At 58.9% G+C, this 21,492-nt stretch carries 17 protein-coding genes; 6 read left to right on the forward strand and 11 right to left on the reverse strand.

Annotated elements, in window-relative coordinates; all coding sequences use genetic code 11:
* Positions 1–16: 16 nt before the first annotated feature.
* Complete coding sequence (locus NUX24_RS16585; protein ID WP_047650125.1) at positions 17–2,188, reverse strand: YgiQ family radical SAM protein; 2,172 nt, start codon at positions 2,186–2,188, stop codon at positions 17–19.
* Between the two features lie 199 nt (positions 2,189–2,387).
* Here NUX24_RS16585 and NUX24_RS16590 point away from each other — a divergent pair, with 199 nt between their 5' ends.
* On the forward strand, positions 2,388–3,863 hold the full coding sequence (locus NUX24_RS16590; protein ID WP_047650123.1) for a TrkH family potassium uptake protein: 1,476 nt from the start codon (positions 2,388–2,390) through the stop codon (positions 3,861–3,863).
* Between the two features lie 30 nt (positions 3,864–3,893).
* On the opposite strand, the gene ftsP is transcribed toward NUX24_RS16590, so the two are convergent.
* From ftsP to NUX24_RS16610, 4 genes are all read right to left on the reverse strand, one after another.
* Complete coding sequence (gene ftsP, locus NUX24_RS16595; protein WP_047650121.1) at positions 3,894–5,306, reverse strand: cell division protein FtsP; 1,413 nt, start codon at positions 5,304–5,306, stop codon at positions 3,894–3,896.
* Positions 5,307–5,364: 58 nt separating this feature from the next.
* Entirely contained in the window at positions 5,365–6,102 is a 738-nt protein-coding gene (plsC, locus tag NUX24_RS16600; protein WP_029740707.1) for a 1-acylglycerol-3-phosphate O-acyltransferase, read from the reverse strand.
* Between the two features lie 163 nt (positions 6,103–6,265).
* The gene (parC, locus tag NUX24_RS16605) at positions 6,266–8,524 is read right to left on the reverse strand and encodes a DNA topoisomerase IV subunit A (protein WP_047650119.1); all 2,259 of its coding nucleotides are present in this window, start codon (positions 8,522–8,524) and stop codon (positions 6,266–6,268) included.
* 118 nt (positions 8,525–8,642) lie between these two features.
* Positions 8,643–9,044: a YgiW/YdeI family stress tolerance OB fold protein gene (locus NUX24_RS16610; protein WP_126329352.1), complete on the reverse strand. Its 402-nt coding sequence runs from the start codon at positions 9,042–9,044 to the stop codon at positions 8,643–8,645.
* Positions 9,045–9,183: 139 nt separating this feature from the next.
* Here NUX24_RS16610 and qseB point away from each other — a divergent pair, with 139 nt between their 5' ends.
* From qseB to NUX24_RS16630, 4 genes are all read left to right on the forward strand, one after another.
* Complete coding sequence (gene qseB / locus NUX24_RS16615) at positions 9,184–9,843, forward strand: quorum sensing response regulator transcription factor QseB (protein ID WP_257832914.1); 660 nt, start codon at positions 9,184–9,186, stop codon at positions 9,841–9,843.
* The gene (gene qseC, locus NUX24_RS16620) at positions 9,840–11,177 is read left to right on the forward strand and encodes a quorum sensing histidine kinase QseC (RefSeq protein ID WP_257832916.1); all 1,338 of its coding nucleotides are present in this window, start codon (positions 9,840–9,842) and stop codon (positions 11,175–11,177) included. The genes qseB and qseC overlap by 4 nt, the downstream gene beginning before the upstream one ends.
* Before the next feature lie 104 nt (positions 11,178–11,281).
* A complete protein-coding gene (locus tag NUX24_RS16625) occupies positions 11,282–11,863 on the forward strand; it encodes an NAD(P)H-dependent oxidoreductase (RefSeq protein ID WP_023333418.1) in 582 nt (193 codons plus the stop codon).
* Between the two features lie 30 nt (positions 11,864–11,893).
* On the forward strand, positions 11,894–12,208 hold the full coding sequence (locus tag NUX24_RS16630; RefSeq protein WP_008502984.1) for a putative quinol monooxygenase: 315 nt from the start codon (positions 11,894–11,896) through the stop codon (positions 12,206–12,208).
* Positions 12,209–12,292: 84 nt separating this feature from the next.
* On the opposite strand, the gene NUX24_RS16635 is transcribed toward NUX24_RS16630, so the two are convergent.
* The 5 genes from NUX24_RS16635 to NUX24_RS16655 are packed head-to-tail and all read right to left on the reverse strand — an operon-like array spanning position 12,293 to position 16,966.
* On the reverse strand, positions 12,293–13,180 hold the full coding sequence (locus NUX24_RS16635) for a MurR/RpiR family transcriptional regulator (RefSeq protein ID WP_257832918.1): 888 nt from the start codon (positions 13,178–13,180) through the stop codon (positions 12,293–12,295).
* On the reverse strand, positions 13,177–14,127 hold the full coding sequence (locus tag NUX24_RS16640; protein WP_193807218.1) for an iron-siderophore ABC transporter substrate-binding protein: 951 nt from the start codon (positions 14,125–14,127) through the stop codon (positions 13,177–13,179). Before NUX24_RS16640 ends, NUX24_RS16635 begins: the two co-directional genes overlap by 4 nt.
* Positions 14,128–14,136: 9 nt before the next feature.
* Complete coding sequence (locus tag NUX24_RS16645; protein WP_214576955.1) at positions 14,137–15,177, reverse strand: iron ABC transporter permease; 1,041 nt, start codon at positions 15,175–15,177, stop codon at positions 14,137–14,139.
* A complete protein-coding gene (locus tag NUX24_RS16650) occupies positions 15,174–16,157 on the reverse strand; it encodes an iron ABC transporter permease (protein WP_126329340.1) in 984 nt (327 codons plus the stop codon). The genes NUX24_RS16645 and NUX24_RS16650 overlap by 4 nt, the downstream gene beginning before the upstream one ends.
* Positions 16,154–16,966, reverse strand: a complete 813-nt coding sequence (locus NUX24_RS16655; RefSeq protein ID WP_214576953.1) for an ABC transporter ATP-binding protein — start codon at positions 16,964–16,966, stop codon at positions 16,154–16,156. The genes NUX24_RS16650 and NUX24_RS16655 overlap by 4 nt, the downstream gene beginning before the upstream one ends.
* Positions 16,967–17,352: 386 nt before the next feature.
* On the opposite strand from NUX24_RS16655, the gene NUX24_RS16660 reads away from it, so the two are divergent.
* The gene (locus NUX24_RS16660) at positions 17,353–19,494 is read left to right on the forward strand and encodes a TonB-dependent siderophore receptor (protein WP_257832920.1); all 2,142 of its coding nucleotides are present in this window, start codon (positions 17,353–17,355) and stop codon (positions 19,492–19,494) included.
* An 83-nt stretch (positions 19,495–19,577) separates the two neighbouring features.
* Here NUX24_RS16660 and parE read toward each other — a convergent pair whose 3' ends face one another.
* Positions 19,578–21,470 carry a DNA topoisomerase IV subunit B gene (gene parE, locus NUX24_RS16665; protein WP_257832922.1) on the reverse strand — a complete coding sequence of 631 codons (1,893 nt, stop codon included), beginning with the start codon at positions 21,468–21,470 and terminating at the stop codon, positions 19,578–19,580.
* Positions 21,471–21,492 lie beyond the last annotated feature (22 nt).

The following is a 21,492-nucleotide window of genomic DNA, read 5'->3' on the forward strand; positions in this document are numbered from 1 at the left end:
TGCCGGGGTGTTTATTTTACGCTTTACGTTTGGCTGGCTTCTTCATCGTCGCCCCACCGTTCGAACGCTGATGCACAATCGGCGTGTGCTTGGTCAGCGCCGGGCGCGTATTGCGGTTCTGGCGACGCGCTTCGCGCATCTCATCCAGCGTCGGAGCCGGTACCAGACAGTCGCGGCGCGAGCCGATCAGGTGTTTTTTACCCATCTCTTCCAGCGCCTGACGGATCAGCGGCCAGTTTTTCGGATCGTGGTAGCGCAGCAGCGCTTTATGCAGACGACGCTGTTTATCCCCTTTCGGCACCACCACCTCTTCACTCTTGTAGCCAATCTTACTCAGCGGGTTCTTGCCGGTGTAATACATGGTCGTCGAGTTGGCGAGCGGTGACGGATAGAAGTTCTGCACCTGATCCAGGCGGAAGCGACGCTGCTTCAGCCACAGCGCCAGGTTCACCATGTCCTCATCACGCGTGCCCGGGTGGGCGGAGATGAAGTATGGGATCAGATACTGCTCTTTACCCGCCTGCTTCGAATAGGTATCGAACAGCTCCTTAAAGCGATCGTAGCTGCCCATGCCCGGCTTCATCATCTTCGACAGCGGGCCTTCCTCGGTGTGCTCCGGCGCAATCTTCAGATAGCCACCGACGTGGTGCGTCGCCAGCTCTTTGATGTAGCGCGGATCTTCCACGGCGATGTCGTAACGTACCCCGGAGGCTATCAGGATCTTCTTGATGCCTTTCAGGTCACGCGCGCGGCGGTAGAGGTTGATCGTCGGCTCATGGTTGGTGTCCATATGCTCGCAAATGCTCGGATAGACACAGGAGAGGCGACGACAGGTTTGCTCCGCGCGCGGCGATTTGCAGCGCAGCATGTACATGTTCGCGGTTGGGCCGCCAAGGTCGGAAATCACGCCGGTAAAGCCCGGCACCGAGTCGCGAATCGCTTCGATCTCATTGATGATCGAATCTTCAGAGCGGCTCTGGATAATGCGCCCTTCGTGCTCGGTAATGGAGCAGAAGGAACAGCCGCCGAAGCAGCCGCGCATGATGTTGATCGAGAAGCGGATCATCTCATATGCCGGGATACGGGCGTTACCGTACGCCGGGTGCGGCACGCGCTTGTACGGCAGCGCAAAGACGCTGTCCATCTCTTCGGTAGAGAGCGGGATCGCCGGCGGGTTGATCCAGATAAAGCGCTCGCCGTGCTTCTGCATCAGCGCGCGGGCGCAGCCCGGGTTGGTTTCATGGTGCAGAATACGGGACGCGTGCGCGTAGAGCACCTTGTCGGCTTTCACCTTCTCGTAGGACGGCAGCAGCACGTAGGTCTTTTCCCACGGTTTCGGGCGCGGCGGCTGCACAACGATAGCCTTCGCTTCCGCTTTTTTCGGCTCAACCGGCTTGTTATCGGCACACGGCAGATCTTCGCCGTACGGGTGCGGGATCGGGTCGATTTTGCCCGGCATATCAATGATGCGGGAATCCACCCCGCTCCAGCCCGGCAGCGCCTCTTTCACCATGATGGCGGTATTGCGCACGTCGCGGATGCTGCTCACCGGTTCACCCTGCGACAGACGGTGCGCCACTTCCACCAGCGGACGCTCGCCGTTACCGTAAATCAGCATGTCGGCTTTGGAATCCACCAGCACCGAGCGGCGTACGGTATCTGACCAGTAGTCGTAGTGGGCGGTGCGGCGCAGGCTCGCCTCGATGCCGCCCAGGATCACCGGCACGTCTTTCCAGGCTTCTTTACAGCGCTGGGTATAGACCAGGGTCGCGCGGTCGGGGCGTTTACCCGCCACGTTATCCGGCGTGTAGGCGTCGTCATGACGCAGCTTGCGGTCGGCGGTATAGCGGTTGATCATCGAGTCCATGTTGCCTGCGGTGACACCGAAGAACAGGTTCGGTTTACCCAGACGCATAAAGTCGTCTTTGCTGTTCCAGTCAGGCTGGGAGATGATCCCCACGCGGAAGCCCTGCGCCTCAAGCATACGGCCACAGATGGCCATACCGAAGCTCGGATGGTCAACGTAGGCATCGCCCGTGACCAGAATGATGTCGCAGCTGTCCCAGCCCAGTTGGTCCATCTCTTCCCGGGACATCGGCAGGAATGGCGCCGGTCCAAAGCAGGCCGCCCAGTACTGGGGCCAGGAGAAGAGGTCACGATCCGGCTGGATCAGGGAAATTGCGCTCATAATGCTTCCGAAGAAAAAATAGACAAAAGGAGCGGGATTATACGCTGTTCATCCGCCAGATTTGAAGAAAAGGATGCCGGAAGCAGGCAGATATTCTTGGAAGTCGTTAAAATACGGCGCCCTGATAATTTTGAATCATAATATTCACTATATTTTCCGGTGATTTGCCCCGGAACGTGTTATTGCGCGGAGCTCTGTCGTGAAGCCCAACGATTCGTTACATGTATCCCAGCTGCGGGTTGTCCTTCATCTCTGCGGTTTTCTGGTTCTGCTGTACAGCCTTTCTATGCTGCCGCCGATGGTTATCGCCCTGCTGAATAAAGAGCGGACCTACTTTGCCTTTCTGACCACCTTTTTAACCTTTTTTACTCTCGGAGGGCTAACCTGGCGCGCAACCCGTCACGCGGGCATACAGCTGCGCACCCGCGATGGGTTTGTCATTATCGTGCTGTTCTGGCTGCTGTTTTCATTCATTAGCGCCATGCCACTCTGGATGGACGACGGGCTGCAGCTCTCCTTTGCCGACGCGCTCTTTGAAGGGGTTTCCGGGATCACCACCACCGGGGCAACGGTGATCGGGGACGTCAGCGCCCTGCCTAAGTCGTACCTTTATTACCGCGCACAGCTGAATTTCATTGGCGGGTTAGGCGTCATCGTGCTGGCCGTCGCGGTCCTGCCGCTTCTGGGCATTGGCGGCATGAAGCTCTATCAGTCAGAGATGCCGGGGCCGTTCAAGGAGGAGCGCCTGACGCCCCGCCTTGCCGATACTGCGCGTACGCTGTGGGTGACCTACTTCGCGCTGGGGGTGGCCTGCACCCTGGCCTACTGGCTGGCGGGGATGTCCTTTTTTGACGCCCTCTGTCACGGGCTGTCGACCGTGTCGCTGGGCGGGTTCTCCACCCGTAGCGAGAGCATTGGGTTTTATGACAGCCATGCGATTGAACTGGTCGCCGGGGCGTTTTCACTGCTCTCCGCGTTCAACTTCACCCTCTGGTACGTCGCCATTGTCCGACGCACCCTGAAGCCGATTCGCCGCAGCCCTGAGGTGAGATTCTTTCTGAGCGCCGCCGCGGTGATTATTGTCATCACCGCCTGGCAGGTCTGGCATGCCGGGATGTACAACGCTACGGATAGCCTGGTGCACGCATTCTTCCTTGCCAGTTCAATGATGACCGATAACGGCCTTTCGACAGCCGATTATGCCCAATGGCCCGCACACACCATTTTCCTGCTGTTGAGCGCCAGCTTTTTTGGCGGCTGCGTAGGCTCGACCTGCGGCGGGATCAAAGCCCTGCGTTTTCTCATTATGTTCAAGCAGAGTATTCAGGAGATGAACCAGCTGGCGCATCCGCGCGCGCTACTGAGCATTAAGGTGGGCAAAAGCGTGGTGAATGAACGCGTCCTGCGCTCGGTGTGGAGCTTCTTCTTTCTCTACGTGATGATCACGGGCTTTTTTGTCTGGGCGCTTAATCTGATGGGCTACGACCTGTTTACGTCATTCGCAACGGTTGCCGCCTGTATCAACAACATGGGGCTGGGGTTTGGCGAGACGGCGTCGACGTTCGGCACGTTAACAGAGGGGGCAAAACTGCTGATGTGCGCGGCGATGATCTTAGGGCGTCTGGAAATTTACCCGGTGCTGATTCTGTTCTCGCGCTTTTTCTGGCGGGCATAAACCATTCCCGGCGAACCGGGAATGTTGGGGTTAAGGTGCGGGGTTGATCAGCATCTGCCCTACGGAGCCCCTGTCCATCATCTCCAGCGTCTGGCTGTGGAACAGGAACGGGAAGTGCGGCCACGAAGGCTGACCATAGTAGACAAGCAGTTCAACCTGACCGTCCACCCAGACGGTATCTTTCCAGCCGCGGTCTTCCGGGAACGGCATCGCTCCGTTGACGTTGCGGATCAGGAATGCCACCCCTTCAATATGGAACGACTGCGGCATATCTGAACGGACCGTCCAGCGCTCCCAGGTGCCCTGCTGCGCGGTAATGTCGATGCGGTTGACGTCCCACAGCGCGCCGTTGATGCCCGGGTCATCGCCCAGGCTGATATCACGGCTGCGCACCGGCGAGCCGCTCATGATCTCCTGCGGCAGCAGGCGCATTGGCAGGCTATCGGTCACCAGCGGCAGCAGACCGGTTGGACGCAGGGTCAGCACCAGGGTCGAGACAAGTATGCTCGACGGTTCAAAGAACCCGCGAATACGGTCCACAATGCTGGCCGCTTCACCGCAGGTTAGCGACACTTCATCCCCGTTGGTCATGTCCACGAGAATTTCGCGACGTTCACCCGGCGAGAGCGCCAGCTGTTTGACGGACACCGGGGCCGGTAAAAAGCCCTGGTCGCCGGAGATCACGTGCAGAGGTCGGCCATCGCTCATTTGCAGCTGATAGCGGCGCGAGTTAGACGCGTTGAGCAGGCGCAGGCGCACCCAGCCGCGCGAGACCTCGACATACGGGCTTTGCGCACCGTTGACCAGCAGCGTATCGCCGACAAAGCCACCGCTGCCCGGCTCGCTGTATTCTGGCGTACCGAAATTATCCAGACGTTTGTCCTGGATGATAATCGGGAAATCATCCACGCCGTAGTGGTTCGGGATCGGCAGAGATTTGCTGACCTCATCTTCCACCAGCCACATTCCGGCCAGGCCGTTATAAACCTGCTGCGCCGTACGGTTAGGCGTGTTGGCGTGATACCAAAGGGTGGCCGCGCTCTGGCGAATCGGCAGAACCGGCGCCCAGTCGGCGCTGGGTGACATCATTCGCGCCGCGCCGCCAATCAACGGGCCAGGCACCTGTAAGCCGCTGATGGTCATGGCGACATTTTCAGGGGTACGGTTACTGTAGATGAGCTTTACGTCATCGCCATTCCACACGCGTATGGTCGGCCCAAGGTAACGTCCGTTAATGCCCCAGACCGGCGCGCGCGTCCCCTGGGTAAAGGACCAGTGGCTACGCTGCAGCGTCAGGAAAAGCGGCTGACCGCGACGAGATTCAATTAATGGCGGAATGGGCAGCGGCTGTTGCTGCCCGGCGGCGCTGGCTGTCAGCGGCATCGCACCCGCACAAAGGGCGATCCCGGAAGCCTGAATAAACTGACGCCGACTGAGTGACATATAAGCTCCATCTGAAACGACTAACAACGCGGGAATTCGTTTTCCCTTCAACGCCGGATTAAATCTTACCGGCGGCTTCTCTCTCTGCGACTTCTTTGTCGAGCTGCGCAATATGCTGAGCCATCAGCTCACGGCAGTGCGCTGCCAGCTCGCGCACCTGGTCTTTACCGTATTTGCTGGTATCGACGGGTGGCAGCATTTCGACAATCACCAGCCCGTTATTCAGGCGGTTAAGATTAATCTTATTCGAAGTATTGGAAACGCACACAGGAATAATTGGAACACCTGCCGCAATTGCGGCATGAAACGCCCCGGTTTTAAACGGCAGCAGGCCGCGGCCGCGGCTGCGCGTTCCTTCCGGGAACATCCAGATTGAGATTTTGCGCTTTTTAAAATGATTCACCACTTCCGCAATGGTGCTGTGCGCTTTCGCGCGGTTGTTACGGTCGATCAGCAGGTTACCGGTCAGCCAGTAAAGCTGGCCAAAAAACGGGATCCACAGCAGGCTTTTTTTCCCCACCGTCACGGTCGGTGGAAGCACGATATTTGCGGCGGTCACCATATCGTAATTGTTCTGATGGTTGGCGATATAGATGGCGTTACCGAAATTCTCCGCCCCTTCAGGCAGACGTTTTTCAACCTTCAGACCAAACAGCGGCGCAAGACGACCGAACATATGGCCAAAGGTGGCAACATGCTTCGGATTACGCGGACTGAACAGGCAGTAGATGCAGCCGAAAATACAGACCAGAATGCAGTAGATAACGGTAAGAATAAGACGAACAATATATAGCATAGCGACCTCTGAAGCCCCAACAGCTGACAATTATACTTCACCTGTGGCCAGGTAAGGACTTTATTACGAGCGCGTATTGTTAATCGCAACGCACGAATTAACAACGATTTTACGGGAAATTTTATTGAAACTCCCCCTCCGGGCAGAGGGGGATATCACGACATTACTCTTCGCTGTCACCCGCGGTGCTGCGTGCAGGAGAGTCAATCTCCACGCGGTCGATGCGCTGCAGGCCGCGCATCAGCGAGCCGCGGCGACCGCGCTCACCCACCACTTTCTGCAGCTCTTCCGGACGAAGCTTGATCTTACGCTTGCCGACGTGAATGGTCAGCGTGCTCTGCGGCGGCAGGAGGAAGAGGTGCGCCAGGCTATCTTCGCCTTTCGCGGCTTCCGCCGACGGGATGTTGATGATCTTGTTGCCCTTGCCTTTAGACAGCTCCGGCAGATCGCTGACCGGGAACATCAGCATACGCCCGGCGGTGGTGATCGCCAGCAGCATGTCGCTTTCGTTCTCGATCACCAGCGGCGCCATCACGTGGGCGTTGTCCGGCAGGCTAATCAGCGCCTTACCGGCACGGTTACGGGAGACCAGGTCGTTAAAGGTACAGATAAAGCCGTAGCCCGCATCGGACGCCAGCAGCAGCTTCTGGTCATCGGCTTCCATCAGCATATGGTCAACCGTCGCCCCCGGCGGCAGCGTCAGCTTGCCGGTGAGCGGCTCGCCCTGCCCGCGCGCGGAAGGCAGCGTAATCGGGTCGATGGCGTAGCTGCGGCCGGTGGAGTCGATAAACGCCACCGGCTGGTTGCTCTTGCCTTTCACCGCCGCTTTGAAGCTGTCGCCCGCTTTGTAGCTCAGGCCCGGCGCGTCGATATCGTGGCCTTTGGCGCTGCGCACCCAGCCGCTCTGCGACAGAACAATGGTCACCGGCTCGGACGGCTGCATGTCGTGCTCGTTCATCGCCTTCGCCTCTTCGCGCTCGTGCAGCGGAGAACGACGGTCGTCGCCGAAGGCATCGGCATCGGCCTGCAGCTCTTTCTTCAGCAGGGTGTTCATCTTGCGCTCGGACGCGAGGATCGCCTGCAGCTGATCGCGCTCTTTTTCCAGCTCGTTCTGCTCGCCGCGAATCTTCATCTCTTCCAGCTTGGCGAGATGGCGCAGCTTCAGCTCGAGGATCGCTTCGGCCTGGGTTTCGCTGATGCCAAAGCGCGACATCAGCGCCGGCTTCGGCTCGTCCTCGGTACGGATGATCTCAATCACTTCATCGATATTGAGGAACGCCACCAGCAAACCCTCGAGGATATGCAGGCGCTTAAGCACTTTCTCCAGACGATGGTTCAGACGACGACGGACCGTATCGCGGCGGAAGGTCAGCCATTCGGTGAGGATCTCCAGCAGGTTTTTCACCGCCGGGCGTCCGTCGAGGCCAATCATGTTCAGGTTGATGCGGTAGCTTTTTTCCAGATCGGTGGTGGCGAACAGGTGGTTCATCACCTGCTCCATGTCCACGCGGTTGGAGCGCGGCACGATCACCAAACGGGTCGGGTTCTCGTGATCCGATTCGTCGCGCAGGTCGTCCACCATCGGCAGCTTTTTATTGCGCATCTGGGAGGCGATCTGCTCCAGCACTTTGGCACCGGAAACCTGATGCGGCAGCGCGGTGATCACCACGGCGCCGTCCTCTTTATTCCACACCGCGCGCATACGCACGGAGCCGCGACCGTTCTGGTAGATTTTGCGGATTTCCGCGCGCGAGGTGATGATCTCGGCTTCGGTCGGGAAATCTGGCCCCTGCACGATATCCAGCAGCTCGTCGAGCGTCGCTTTCGGCTGCTCGATCAGGGTAATGGCGGCTTTCGCCACTTCACGCAGGTTGTGCGGCGGAATGTCCGTCGCCATACCGACCGCGATACCGGTGGTGCCGTTCAGCAGGATGTTCGGCAGACGCGCAGGCAGCATCTTCGGCTCCTGCATCGTACCGTCGAAGTTTGGCACCCAGTCAACGGTTCCCTGACCCAGCTCGCCCAGCAGCACTTCGGCATATTTAGAGAGGCGGGATTCGGTATAACGCATCGCCGCGAAGGATTTCGGATCGTCCGGCGCACCCCAGTTCCCCTGCCCGTCCACTAGTGGATAGCGGTAAGAGAACGGCTGCGCCATCAGCACCATCGCTTCATAACAGGCGCTGTCGCCGTGCGGATGGTATTTACCCAGTACGTCACCGACGGTACGGGCGGATTTCTTGAACTTGGCGGTGGCGTTCAGCCCCAGTTCGGACATCGCATAGACGATGCGGCGCTGAACGGGCTTCAGGCCATCCCCGATAAACGGCAACGCCCTGTCCATGATGACGTACATGGAGTAGTTCAGGTAGGCGTTTTCCGTGAATTCATGTAGCGCGAGGCGCTCTGCCATATCGCTCATTACGTGTGATTCCTCAACTCAGAAACCGAAGGGTTTCAGGCAATATTGCCGCAGATACTACCCTATCTGACGAGTTGAGTCACAAAGAAAAAGGGCCGCTTATGCGGCCCATTTCGGGTTATTTGTTTAGCTTGATGACCTGCTTCACGTCGATTTCAAACTCGTTCCAGTCTTTATCAACTTTACCCTGAAGTTCGACCTTATCCTGCGGGGTGACGGTTACGCCGTTCCAGCGCTTGTGGTCGATCTCAACCACTACCGTGCCGGACTCATCGCGGAAGGTGTAACGATCATCGGACAGGCGCTCGGTGATGTTCCCGCGCAGCTTTACCCAGGCATCGTCTTTCAGATCCTTCACTTTTGCCGCGGTGGTGAGGTTGGCGTTGTTATCGACAAAACCGCCCTGCTGGGTTTGCGTCTGGGTCGCGGTTGCAGACGGGCCGCTAAATCCGCCCTGCGCAGCAAAAACAGGGGCAGTGGTCATCATCATGATGGCAGCAACGGCAGCGAATTTTTTCATATTAATCTCTCCCTTTAATGTGGTTTCGTAATCCATTAAACAGGGTAATCCTTAACAACTTCTTAAGGGAAAAATTTATTTATTATTGCTGTACAGCAGGCGCTTACAGAGGGTTTACTGACCACATCAAGGAGGGAATATGCGCATTTTACTGGTAGAAGACGACAGGTTAATCGGCGACGGTATCAAGGCGGGGTTAAGCAAAATGGGCTTTAGCGTGGACTGGTTTACCGACGGAAAAACCGGTCAGGCCGCGCTCTCCTCTGCGCCCTATGATGCCGTGGTGCTGGATCTGACGCTGCCGGAAATTGACGGTCTGGAGATCCTGAGCGCGTGGCGCGAAAGCGGTCGCAGCGAGCCGGTACTGATTCTGACGGCGCGGGATGCGCTGAACCAGCGCGTCGAAGGGCTGCGTCTTGGGGCGGATGATTATCTCTGTAAGCCGTTCGCGCTAATCGAAGTGGGTGCCCGCCTCGAAGCGCTGGTCCGCCGCAGCCACGGCCAGGCGCGTAGCGAGCTGCGTCATGGGAAGGTCACGCTCGATCCGACCCGTCTCGTCGCCACGCTGGACGGTGAGCCGCTGACGCTCAAGCCGAAAGAGTTCGCGCTGCTGGAGCTGTTAATGCGTAACGCTGGTCGGGTGCTGCCGCGAAAGCTGATCGAGGAAAAACTCTATACCTGGGACGATGACGTCTCCAGCAACGCCATCGAGGTTCACGTCCATCATTTGCGCCGCAAGCTTGGGAGCGAGTTTATCCGCACCGTGCACGGCATCGGCTACACCCTGGGTGACGCATGAAACTGAGCCTGAAGCTGCGCCTGACGCTTCTCTTCCTGCTGCTCTCTCTGACGGCATGGTTTGCAGCCAGCCTGGTCGCCTGGCAGCAGACGACCCACAAGCTCGACAAGCTGTTCGATACCCAGCAGATGCTGTTTGCCAAACGGCTGCTGACGATGGATCTGGACGAGATCCGCGCCCCCGAACGCATGCGCGAGATCCCGAAAAAAGTGAAGCACGGTCGTCTGGACGACGACGCGCTGGCTTTCGCCATTTACGCCGTCGACGGCAAAATGCTCCTCAACGACGGTGAAAACGGACGCGATATACCGTACCACTATCGCCGCGACGGGTTTGATGACGGGAGGCTCAAAGACGACAACGATGAATGGCGCTTCTTATGGCTGACGTCACCCGACGGGAAGTACCGCGTGGTGGTCGGCCAGGAGTGGGAGTACCGCCAGGAGATGGCGCTGGACGTGGTCAGCTCGCAGCTGACCCCCTGGCTGGTGGCGCTGCCCGTGATGTTGCTACTGCTGATCGTCCTCCTGAGTCGGGAGCTGAAGCCGCTGAAAAAGCTGGCGCTGACCCTGCGCTCCCGCTCGCCGGATGCCACCGATAAACTGCCGACGGAGGGTGTCCCGACGGAAGTGCGTCCCCTGCTTGATTCTCTGAATCACCTCTTCGCGCGCACCCAGGAGATGATGACCCGCGAGCGCCGCTTTACGTCCGATGCCGCCCACGAGCTACGCAGCCCGCTGGCGGCACTGAAGGTGCAAACTGACGTGGCGCAGCTCTCTCATGACGATCCGCAGGCGCAGGAAAAGGCACTGATGCAGCTGCATGCGGGCATTGACCGCGCTTCCCGGCTGGTGGATCAGCTCCTTACGCTGTCGCGTCTGGACTCGCTGGATAACCTTGACGATGTCGAACCGATTCCTCTGGCCGACTTACTGCAGTCGGCCGTGCTGGATATCTGGCATCCGGCGCAGCAGGCGGGCATTGATATTCGCCTGAACATCCATGCACCAGAGGTGACACGCACCGGTCAGCAGCTGCTCCTGAGCCTTCTGGTGCGCAACCTGCTGGATAACGCGATTCGCTACAGCCCGCGCGGCAGCGTGGTGGACGTGACGCTGGACGCGCGTGGCTTTACCGTGCGCGACAACGGCCCCGGCATTTCACCGGACGCGCTGGCGCGCATCGGCGAGCGCTTTTATCGTCCACCGGGTCAGGAGGCCACGGGCAGCGGGCTGGGGTTATCCATTGTAAAGCGCATCGCCGCCCTGCACGGGATGCGCGTTTCGCTGAGCAATGCGCCTGAAGGCGGTTTTGAAGCGAAGGTCAGCTGGTAGGGATTATTGCGTTTAACGCAAAAGACTTTGCACATTTTGCTCATTTTACCGCACCGTCCTCGCGCGTAGAATACTCGCCATACTCTCATCATCGAGGACAACTAATGAGCAACATCCTGATTATCAACGGTGCAAAAGAATTTGCGCACTCTAAAGGCCAGCTGAATGACACCCTGACCGAGGTCGCGGACGGTTTCCTGCGCGACGCCGGGCATGATGTTAAGGTCGTGCGTGCAGACAGCAATTATGACGTGAAGGCCGAAGTGCAGAACTTCCTGTGGGCTGACGTGGTGATCTGGCAGATGCCAGGCTGGTGGATGGGCGCGCCGTGGACCGTGAAAAAATACATGGACGACGTGTTCACCGAAGGTCACGGTTCGCTGTATGCCAGCGATGGCCGCACCCGCTCTGACGCCTCCAAAAAATACGGCTCGGGCGGCCTGATTCAGGGCAAAAAATATATGCTCTCGCTGACCTGGAACGCACCGCTGGAAGCCTTCACCGATAAAGATCAGTTCTTCGAAGGCGTGGGCGTCGACGGCGCGTACCTGCCGTTCCACAAGGCTAACCAGTTCCTGGGCATGGATCCGCTGCCGACCTTTATCGTCAACGACGTGATTAAAATGCCTGACGTCCCGAGCTATATCGCAGAATATCGCAAGCATCTCGCGGAAATTTTTGCTTAACTGGTAGCCTGGAATTAAAGGAGTGTAAACATGCTTACCGTAATCGCAGAAATCCGTACTCGTCCAGGTCAACATCACCGTCAGGCGGTGCTGGATCAGTTCGCGAAAATTATCCCGACCGTACTGAAAGAAGAAGGCTGCCACGGCTACGCGCCGATGGTGGATGCCGCCACTGACGCCAGTTTCCAGGCGACCGCGCCAGACTCGATCATCATGGTTGAGCAGTGGGAAACCGTCGCGCATCTTGAAGCGCACCTGCAGACCGCGCACATGAAAGCGTGGAGCGACGCGGTGAAGGGTGACGTGCTGGAAACCCACATCCGCATTCTGGAGCAAGGGGTTTAAGTTTCCCCTCATCCTGCCCTCTCCCGAAAGGAGAGGGAGAACAGATCCAGGCCCGGTGAGCGTCAGCGCCACCGGGCTTTGTTTTTAGGTACTTTTCTTCCCCGGCTTTAACCCACGGTGTAACTCGTTGATGCGCTTCATCGACTTGATGGTGCGCTGCGGCTCGGTGGAGGCGACGGATAAAATGATCATCTCCAGACACAGCAGTACCGTGCCGTGGAGCGGAATTTTGCCTTTTTCGCCGCCGCGCGGAACGTGGATCACCACGCTGACCTCCTTGCTGAAACGCGAATCGAGGGCATTGGTTAGCAGGATGGTGGGAATGCCCAGCCGTTTTGCTTCACGCAGCGTGGTTTGCCCCTCCCGGTGCGCGGATTTCTGCGCCATCATCACCAGCACGTCGCCGCGCTGAAGCGCAATCAGCTGCTCGGCAAGCCCTATCCCTGTACGGTTAAGCGGCGTGGCGGGTAACCCCATACGACTGAACAGCCTGGCGGTGTACTCGGCCAGAATGCCGGAGGCGCCAATGCCAAATATGGCGACCTGCCTCGCCTGCGCCAGCAGAGAGACCGCCTGGGCCATTGCGTAGCGGTTGTGGGGCTCGGATAACACCTCGCAGGTGTGCTGATGCCCCTCCAGCACGAAATCAATGCTCGCGTTGACGTCGCTGGCGAGCGTATTCACCGTGGTGGACATCTTTTCGCTGGAGGTGACCACCGGACCAAACCACTGCTCCAGCGTTTGCTTGAGATCGCGCAGCCCGGCGAAACCCAGCGCCTGAATGGCGCGGACCACCGTGGCATCCGACGTTTTCAACAGCGTCGCAATCTCCATTGCGGTCTGTTCCATTACCGCTTCGCGGTTGTCATGGATATAGCGTGCAACCTGAAGCAGACGCGGCGTCAGCTGATGCGCACGCGCGCGAAAGCGGTCGCCATAGACATCCACGCGCCCTTTCTCTTTGCGGATCACCGTGACGCCTCCGGCAGCGGACGCCCGGCAATCTGCGACTGCACCTGCGCGGCCATCAGACCTAACGAGGCGTACGAATTCGAGATGGCCTCTTCACGCGAGATCAGCACGTAATGCCCGGTTCGGCAGGCATTCAGGAACTGACACCAGCCCGGCATGACCGCATCCATCGCCGCCAGCTCGTCCTGCGGTTTACCGCCCGTATCCCCGCGCCAGGTGGCGAAGACGAAATCGGCATCCAGCTCCGGCAGGCGCTCGGCGCTGACGTCAATCCGTCCCCCTTCCGGGATGGACTCAATCAGCGGCGGGAATTTGAATCCTGCGTCGCGCAGAACGCGGCCCAGCGAGTGGTAGCTGTGCATGGCGTTAATCTTCCCCTGATTCGCCTGAATCACGGACACGGTCACCTTGCTGGTATCAATAGTCGCCTTCAGCGCCTTGATTTGTTCCTGATAGCGGCGTTCCAGAATGTCTAGCCTTGCCTGCGTGCCCGTGAGCTGAGCCAGCTTGCGGTAGATCTCCGGCGCGCCGCCGTCGAGATGATCGATGCTCACCGTCGGGGCAATTTTCGCCAGCTGTTCCACCGGGGTGTTGCGGGTCGGCTCGGTAACGATCAGGTCAGGCTTTGCGGCGGCGATGGCTTCAATGTCGATATCGGCCGTACCGATAAATTTAATGTCGGAATTATCGAAGTCGACGCCGGTCAACATGCCGCTTGAGCGCAGAAAGTGGCTGCCATCCGGCCGCGTGCGGCCATGGCTTGCCACCGGCGGCACGCCAAGCTCAATCAGCGGAATGGTGATATCCAGATCGTGTAATGAAACAATCCGCTTCGGATGAACCGGCACCACCACTTTTCGGTTCAGATCGTCAGTAAACGTCTGCGTCGGCTCCGCCGCCCCCACCGCGAACCCCACCAGCAACAGCATCGAAAACAGTACGCGCATCATAGTCTCCTAAAATCTGTCCCGACGCTGCCAGAGCAGCAGCAGGAAAAACGGTCCGCCAATCAATGAAATCACAATTCCCGCCGGCAGCTGCAGCGGGAGGAATGCCAGACGTCCGACGTTATCCGCCAGCAGCACCAGCAGCGCGCCCAGCACGGCGCTTCCCGTCAGGAGCGCGGTTTGCCCACCGCGCAGCAGCAGGCGCGCCATATGCGGGGCAATCAGCCCCACGAAACCAATACTGCCCACGCACGAGACGCAGGCCGCCGTCAGCACCACCGGAGCGAGAACCCGCAGCAGCGCCAGCCGGGTTGTGCGCACGCCAAGGCCCACGGCGGCCTGATTGCCGAGCAAAGCCACGTCCGCAGCCCGTGCGGTTAACAGCAACAGCGCAAACGCGGGGGCAGCCCAGAGCGCAGCCAGGCCCACCAGCGTCCAGTTTGCCGCATGCAGGCTTCCCGCCAGCCACAGCATCGCCGTCTGCACGTCGCGCACGTCGGCGGTGGTGATAAAGACGCCCATTGCGGCGGCAAACGCCCACGACACGCCGATGCCGATCAGGATGAACCGCGGGCGCGAGATATCGCGTGCCAGGGCAATGACCAGCAGCGCGGTAAGTAGCCCTCCGGCCATGCCGACCAGCGGACGCCAGGCCAGGCCCAGCGCCGGGAACTGAAAAATCAGCAGCAGTACCGCCGCGCTACAGCCCTCCTTCACGCCGATAAGTCCGGGGTCAGCCAGGCCATTGCGGGTGATGGACTGCATTGCCGCCCCCGCCATGCCGAGCATCGCGCCGCACAGCACCGCCATCAGCAGGCGCGGCAGGCGGATATCCATCACGATGTAGTGCGTCTCCGCCGTCAGGCTCTCAGGCGAAAACAGCGCCCGCCCGATGGCGGAGGTGGGAATGGGCAGAGAACCGTGCGTCAGGCCAAAACCCAGCAGGCTTAGCGCCACCAGAGATAAAAGCGTCAGGCACGCCAGCGCCCTCGGGCGAACCAGCGCCGATAAACGGCCAATACGGATCGCGCGGAATCCGGCCCGGTTCATTTGAACATCCTCGACGCCATAAAGATGAATACGGGTGCGCCGACCAGGGCCGTCATGATGCCGGTTGCCAGCTCCCAGGGCGTAAACAACGTGCGGGCGGCGATATCCGCCAGCAGCAGAACCAGCGCGCCACACAGGGCAGACAGCGGCACCATCACGCGTAAATCGACCGACACCAGACGGCGGATGAGCTGCGGCACCACGAGGCCGATAAAGCCAATCGGCCCGGCAATGGAGACGGCCGCGCCGCAGAGCAGCGCAATCGCCAGCAGGGCGAGCAGGCGAGTTTTCAGCAGCGACACCCCAAGCCCCTGCGCCATTCGGTCTCCCAGCGCCAGCATATTGAGCGAGGGCGACAGCGCGATGGCGAGAACAAAACCGGCTGTTGCAGCCCACAGGGCGCTCCGGAGCGTCTGTATGCTGACCCCGGCCAGGTCTCCTGCCAGCCAGGTGCGCATGGCGAGCAGCGTCTGTTCATCGAGGATTAACACCGCGGCGGTAATCGACGAGGCAAACGCCGACATCGCCACGCCGCACAGCGTGACCTTCATCGGCGTAAGCCCGGTGCGACCGGACGAGGAGAACATCAGCACCAGCAAAAACAGCGCGGCGGCACCGGCGGCGGCAACGAGCGGGCGACCAAACGGCAGCGATAGCCCAAGCGCGCTGGTAATCACTACCGCCAGCGCGGCCCCGGCGTTGAGTCCCAGAATATGCGGCTCGCCGAGCGGGTTGCGGATCACAGACTGCAGCAGCACGCCCGCCACGCCGAGCGAGGCGCCCGTCACCATCGCGGCGCAGAGGCGCAACAGTCTTAATTTGATAATGACGTTATGGTCGAAATTGCGCGGATCGAAATGGAAAAATGCCTCCACCACCGTCTGCGGGGCAATGAAGCGCGCGCCGATGCCCAGATGCATTATCGCGCCCAGCGCCAGCAGCAATGCGAAGATCGGGAAGGCCAGAGAGGAGCGCATCATGGCTGAACGCTGCTCTGGCGAAACGGCATAAAGAACGGCTTGCCGGTCAACGGGTTGATGGACATATGCACGTCCACATCAAACACCGCTTTAATCAGCTCCGGCGTGCAGGCATCGCCCTCATGCAATACGCCTTCAACTTTCCCCTGGCGTAAAAAGACCAGCGAATCGCCGTAGTTTACGGCGAAGTTGAGATCGTGCAGCACCACCACGACGGTACGTCCGTGCTGGCGGGTCAGGGCGTGCAGCAGTTCCAGGATCTCCACCTGATAGCGGAGATCGAGAAACGTCGTGGGCTCGTCAAGCAGGATATACGGCGTTTGCTGCGCCAGCGCCATAGCGATCCAGCAGCGCTGACGCTGGCCACCGGATAAGCTTTCCACCGCCATATGGGCAAACTCTGCCGTGCCGGTCAGGCGCAGGGCCTCTTCCACCGCCAGCTCGTCCTCGTCGCTCCACTGGCGCATAAAGTTTTGCCAGGGAAAACGCCCGCGCGAGACCAGCTCAAAGACGGTTAACCCTTCAGGCAGCAGCGGAGACTGCGGCAGGATACCCAGCTCGCGGGCAACAGCTTTGGTCGGCTGCTCGTGGATCGCCTTACCGTCGAGAACTGCCCCGCCGCCAAGCGGCTGAAGCAAGCGCGCAATGGTGCTCAGCAGCGTGGATTTTCCGCAGCCGTTCGCCCCTACCAGCACGGTCATTTTCTGCTGTGGGATCGCAAGGGAGATATCATCAACGATGATTTTTTTCTGATAGCCCGCAGAGAGGTTCTCCAGAACCAGTCCCGGTTTTTTTGTGTTGTGAGCCACGTGAATGCCAACGTAATAAAAAAGCGCAACAAATATAAATAAAAATCATTCTCTTTTGAGAGTTTGACGCTGCGCCATGTAGTAGTCAAGAGAAGAAACACCCTGATAAAACCAGGGATAAGACTGATGGAAAATGAATACTGAACGGCTTGCAAAAACATTTATTTCAATAAGTTAATCATTATTCCTCGGCGCTTGTATGCCCGGCGAAACGTTGTAGTCGATTTTTTCTTTTTTCCATTTACTACTACATTCGCGCATGATTGAATGATTCTCAATTACATGTCCGATGCCCGCCGTGGCTAACGGACAGACCGTAAAGGGCAATGACTCACACATTTTTCCGCGAAACGTCATTCGCGGGATATTTCGGGATAACAGATGTAATGGCTACGTTCACACCTTCACTCTCTGGGATAAAAGGGCGCGCGCTCTTTTCACTGCTGTTCATGGCGCCGCTGGTGCAGGCAGCAGATAACACCGCGGCTAAAGACGGCGAAACGCTTACCGTCACCGCCGATCCAAATAAGACGGCGGAGGCCACGAATGGCTATCAGCCGCTGAACACCTCCACCGCGACGTTAACCAACATGCCGATGCTGGATATACCGCAGGTGGTCAATACCGTCAGCGATAAAGTGCTGGAGGATCAGCATGCCACCACGCTGGATGAAGCGCTCTATAACGTTAGCAACGTGGTGCAGACCAACACCCTGGGCAGTACGCAGGATGCCTTCGTGCGCCGCGGATTTGGCGCGAACCGCGACGGCTCGATCATGACCAACGGTCTGCGCACCGTCCTGCCGCGCAGCTTTAATGCCGCAACCGAGCGCGTGGAGGTGCTGAAAGGCCCGGCCTCGACGCTCTACGGCATTCTCGATCCGGGTGGTCTGATCAACGTCGTCACCAAACGCCCGGAGAAAACCTTCGGCGGTTCCCTCTCCGCCACCTCTTCCAGCTTTGGCGGCGGCACCGGACAGATCGATGTTACCGGCCCGATTGACGGTACGCGCCTGGCGTATCGCCTCACGGGTGAGTATCAGGATGAGGATTACTGGCGTAATTTCGGCAACGAACGTAGCACCTTTATCGCCCCGTCGCTGACCTGGTTTGGCGACGACGCCACCGTAACCGTGCTCTATTCGCATCGCGACTATAAAACGCCGTTCGATCGCGGAACGATCTTCGATCTCAACACTAAAAAAGCCGTCGACGTCGATCGCAAAACCCGCTTCGACGAACCGTTTAACGTGACCGACGGCCAGTCCGATCTCGCTCAGCTCAACGCGGAGTATCGCCTCAACAGTGAGTGGACCGCAAAGTTCGACTATAGCTACAGCCAGGATAAATACAGCGATAACCAGGCCCGCGTGATGGCCTACGATTCCAAAACCGGCAACCTGACCCGCCGCGTGGATGCGACCCAGGGCTCGACCCAGCGTATGCACACGACGCGCGCGGATCTGCAAGGGAACGTGGACATCGCGGGCTTTTACAATGAGATCCTGACCGGCGTGTCGTATGAGAATTACGATCTGCTGCGTACGGACATGATCCGCTGTAAGAACGTGAAGGGTTTCAATATTTACCACCCGAGCTACGGCAGCCTCGGCAAGTGCACCACCGTCTCGGCATCCGACAGCGATCAAACCATTAAGCAGGAGAGTTACTCCGCCTATGCGCAGGACGCGCTGTACCTGACCGATAAGTGGATCGCCGTCGCAGGCATGCGCTATCAGTATTACACCCAGTACGCGGGGAAAGGCCGTCCGTTTAACGTGAACACCGACAGCCGCGACGACCAGTGGACGCCAAAGCTGGGTCTTGTTTATAAGCTCACCCCGGCGGTCTCGCTGTTTGCCAACTATTCCCAGACGTTTATGCCGCAGTCTTCCATTGCGAGCTACATTGGCGACCTGCCGCCGGAAACGTCAAACGCGTATGAAATCGGCGCTAAGTTTGACATTTTCGACGGGATTACCGCTAACATCGCGCTTTTTGATATCCATAAACGCAACGTGTTGTACACCGAAAGCATTGGAGATGAAACCGTCGCCAAAACCGCGGGCCGCGTACGCTCGCAGGGCGTGGAAGTGGATCTCGCCGGATCGCTGACCGAGAACACCAATATTATCGCCAGCTACGGCTATACCGACGCGAAGGTGCTGGAAGATCCGGACTACGCGGGCAAACCGCTACCGAACGTGCCTCGCCATACCGGCTCCCTGTTCCTGACCTACGATATTCACAATGCGTTTGCCGGGAATACCCTGACGCTGGGCGGCGGCGGGCACGGCGTGAGCCGTCGCTCAGCAACCAACGGTGCGGATTATTATCTGCCGGGCTATTTCGTGGCGGATGCCTTTGCGGCGTACAAGATGAAGCTGCAGTATCCGGTGACGCTGCAGGTGAACGTGAAAAACCTGTTTGATAAGACCTACTACACGTCGTCCATTGCAACCAACAACCTGGGCAACCAGATTGGCGATCCGCGCGAAGTGCAGTTTACGGTGAAGATGGAGTTTTGACGTAAAAAAGCCCGGTGGCGCTAGCGCTTACCGGGCCTACGATCCATTACCTCTCCCGGCGGGAGAGGGTTAGGGTGAGGGCATCAGGCCTCAATATCCGCCATATCGCCTTTCTCCTGCAGCCAGTTACGTCGGTCTTCCGAACGTTTCTTGGCAAGGAGCATATCCATCATGGCGTTGGTCTGCTGTTCGTCTTCGTCGCTGATCGTCAGCTGCACCAGGCGGCGCGTGTTCGGATCCAGCGTCGTTTCGCGAAGCTGCATCGGGTTCATTTCACCCAGCCCTTTAAAGCGCTGCACGTTCGGTTTGCCCTTCTTGCGCTTCAGCTGTTCCAGCACGCCCGCTTTCTCTTCTTCCGTCAGCGCGTAGTAAACCTCTTTGCCAAGGTCGATACGGTAGAGCGGCGGCAGCGCCACGTGGACGTGACCGTTTTTCACCAGCGTTTTGAAGTGTTTCACAAACAGCGCGCAGAGCAGCGTGGCGATGTGCAGACCGTCGGAGTCCGCATCCGCGAGGATACAGATCTTGCCGTAGCGCAGCTGGCTCAGATCGTCGCTGTCCGGATCGATGCCGATCGCGACCGAGATATCGTGGACTTCCTGCGAGGCCAGCACTTCATCGGACGAGACTTCCCAGGTGTTCAGGATCTTCCCTTTAAGCGGCATGATCGCCTGATATTCACGATCGCGCGCCTGCTTGGCCGATCCGCCCGCCGAGTCCCCTTCCACGAGGAACAGCTCGGTACGGTTGAGATCCTGCGCGGTACAGTCCGCCAGCTTGCCCGGCAGCGCAGGGCCGCTGGTCAGCTTTTTACGCACCACTTTCTTCGCGGCACGCAGACGACGCTGGGCGCTGGAAATCGCCATTTCCGCCAGCATCTCTGCCGCCTGAACGTTCTGGTTCAGCCACAGGGTAAACGCATCTTTCACCACGCCGGAGACGAACGCCGCGCACTGGCGTGACGACAGGCGCTCTTTGGTCTGACCGGCAAACTGCGGATCCTGCATCTTCACGGAGAGCACGTAGGCGCAGCGATCCCAGATATCTTCCGCCGACAGCTTTACGCCGCGCGGCAGAATATTGCGGTATTCGCAGAATTCGCGCATCGCATCCAGCAGCCCCTGACGCAGGCCGTTGACGTGCGTACCGCCGAGCATGGTCGGGATCAGGTTGACGTAGCTTTCCGTCAGCAGCTCGCCGCCTTCAGGTAGCCACAGCAGCGCCCAGTCCACCGCTTCGGTATCACCGCTAAAGTTACCGACGAACGGTTTTTCCGGCAGCGTCGGCAGGCCGTTTACCGCTTCGCACAGGTAATCGTTCAGACCATCGGCGTAGCACCAGGTTTGTGCGGTATTGTTAACGTGATCGGTAAAGGTTATTTCCACGCCCGGACACAGCACCGCTTTGGCTTTCAGCAGGTGCGTCAGGCGAGAAACGGAAAAGCGCGGGCTGTCGAAGAAGCTTTCGTCAGGCCAGAAGTGGACGCTGGTGCCGGTGTTGCGTTTGCCGCACGTGCCGACAACCTGCAGATCCTGCACCTTATCGCCGTTTTCAAACGCGATGTTGTAGACATGACCGTCGCGACGGACGTTCACTTCCACGCGTTTGGACAGGGCGTTGACCACGGAAATGCCAACGCCGTGCAGACCACCGGAGAACTGGTAGTTCTTGTTGGAGAACTTACCGCCCGCATGCAGACGACAGAGGATCAGCTCAACGGCAGGTACGCCCTCTTCCGGGTGGATATCCACCGGCATGCCGCGCCCGTCGTCGATGACTTCCAGCGACTGATCGGCGTGCAGAATGACGTCAACGCGTTTGGCATGGCCCGCCAGCGCTTCGTCCACACTGTTATCAATAACTTCCTGGCCCAGATGGTTTGGGCGCGTCGTATCGGTGTACATCCCCGGGCGGCGGCGAACCGGCTCAAGCCCGGTGAGGACCTCAATGGCATCAGCGTTATAGGTTTGCGTCATGATTTAAACTAGCAATTCGCAT

It is taken from the genome of Enterobacter sp. HG048 (assembly GCF_024702055.1).
Classification (GTDB): domain Bacteria; phylum Pseudomonadota; class Gammaproteobacteria; order Enterobacterales; family Enterobacteriaceae; genus Enterobacter; species Enterobacter dykesii.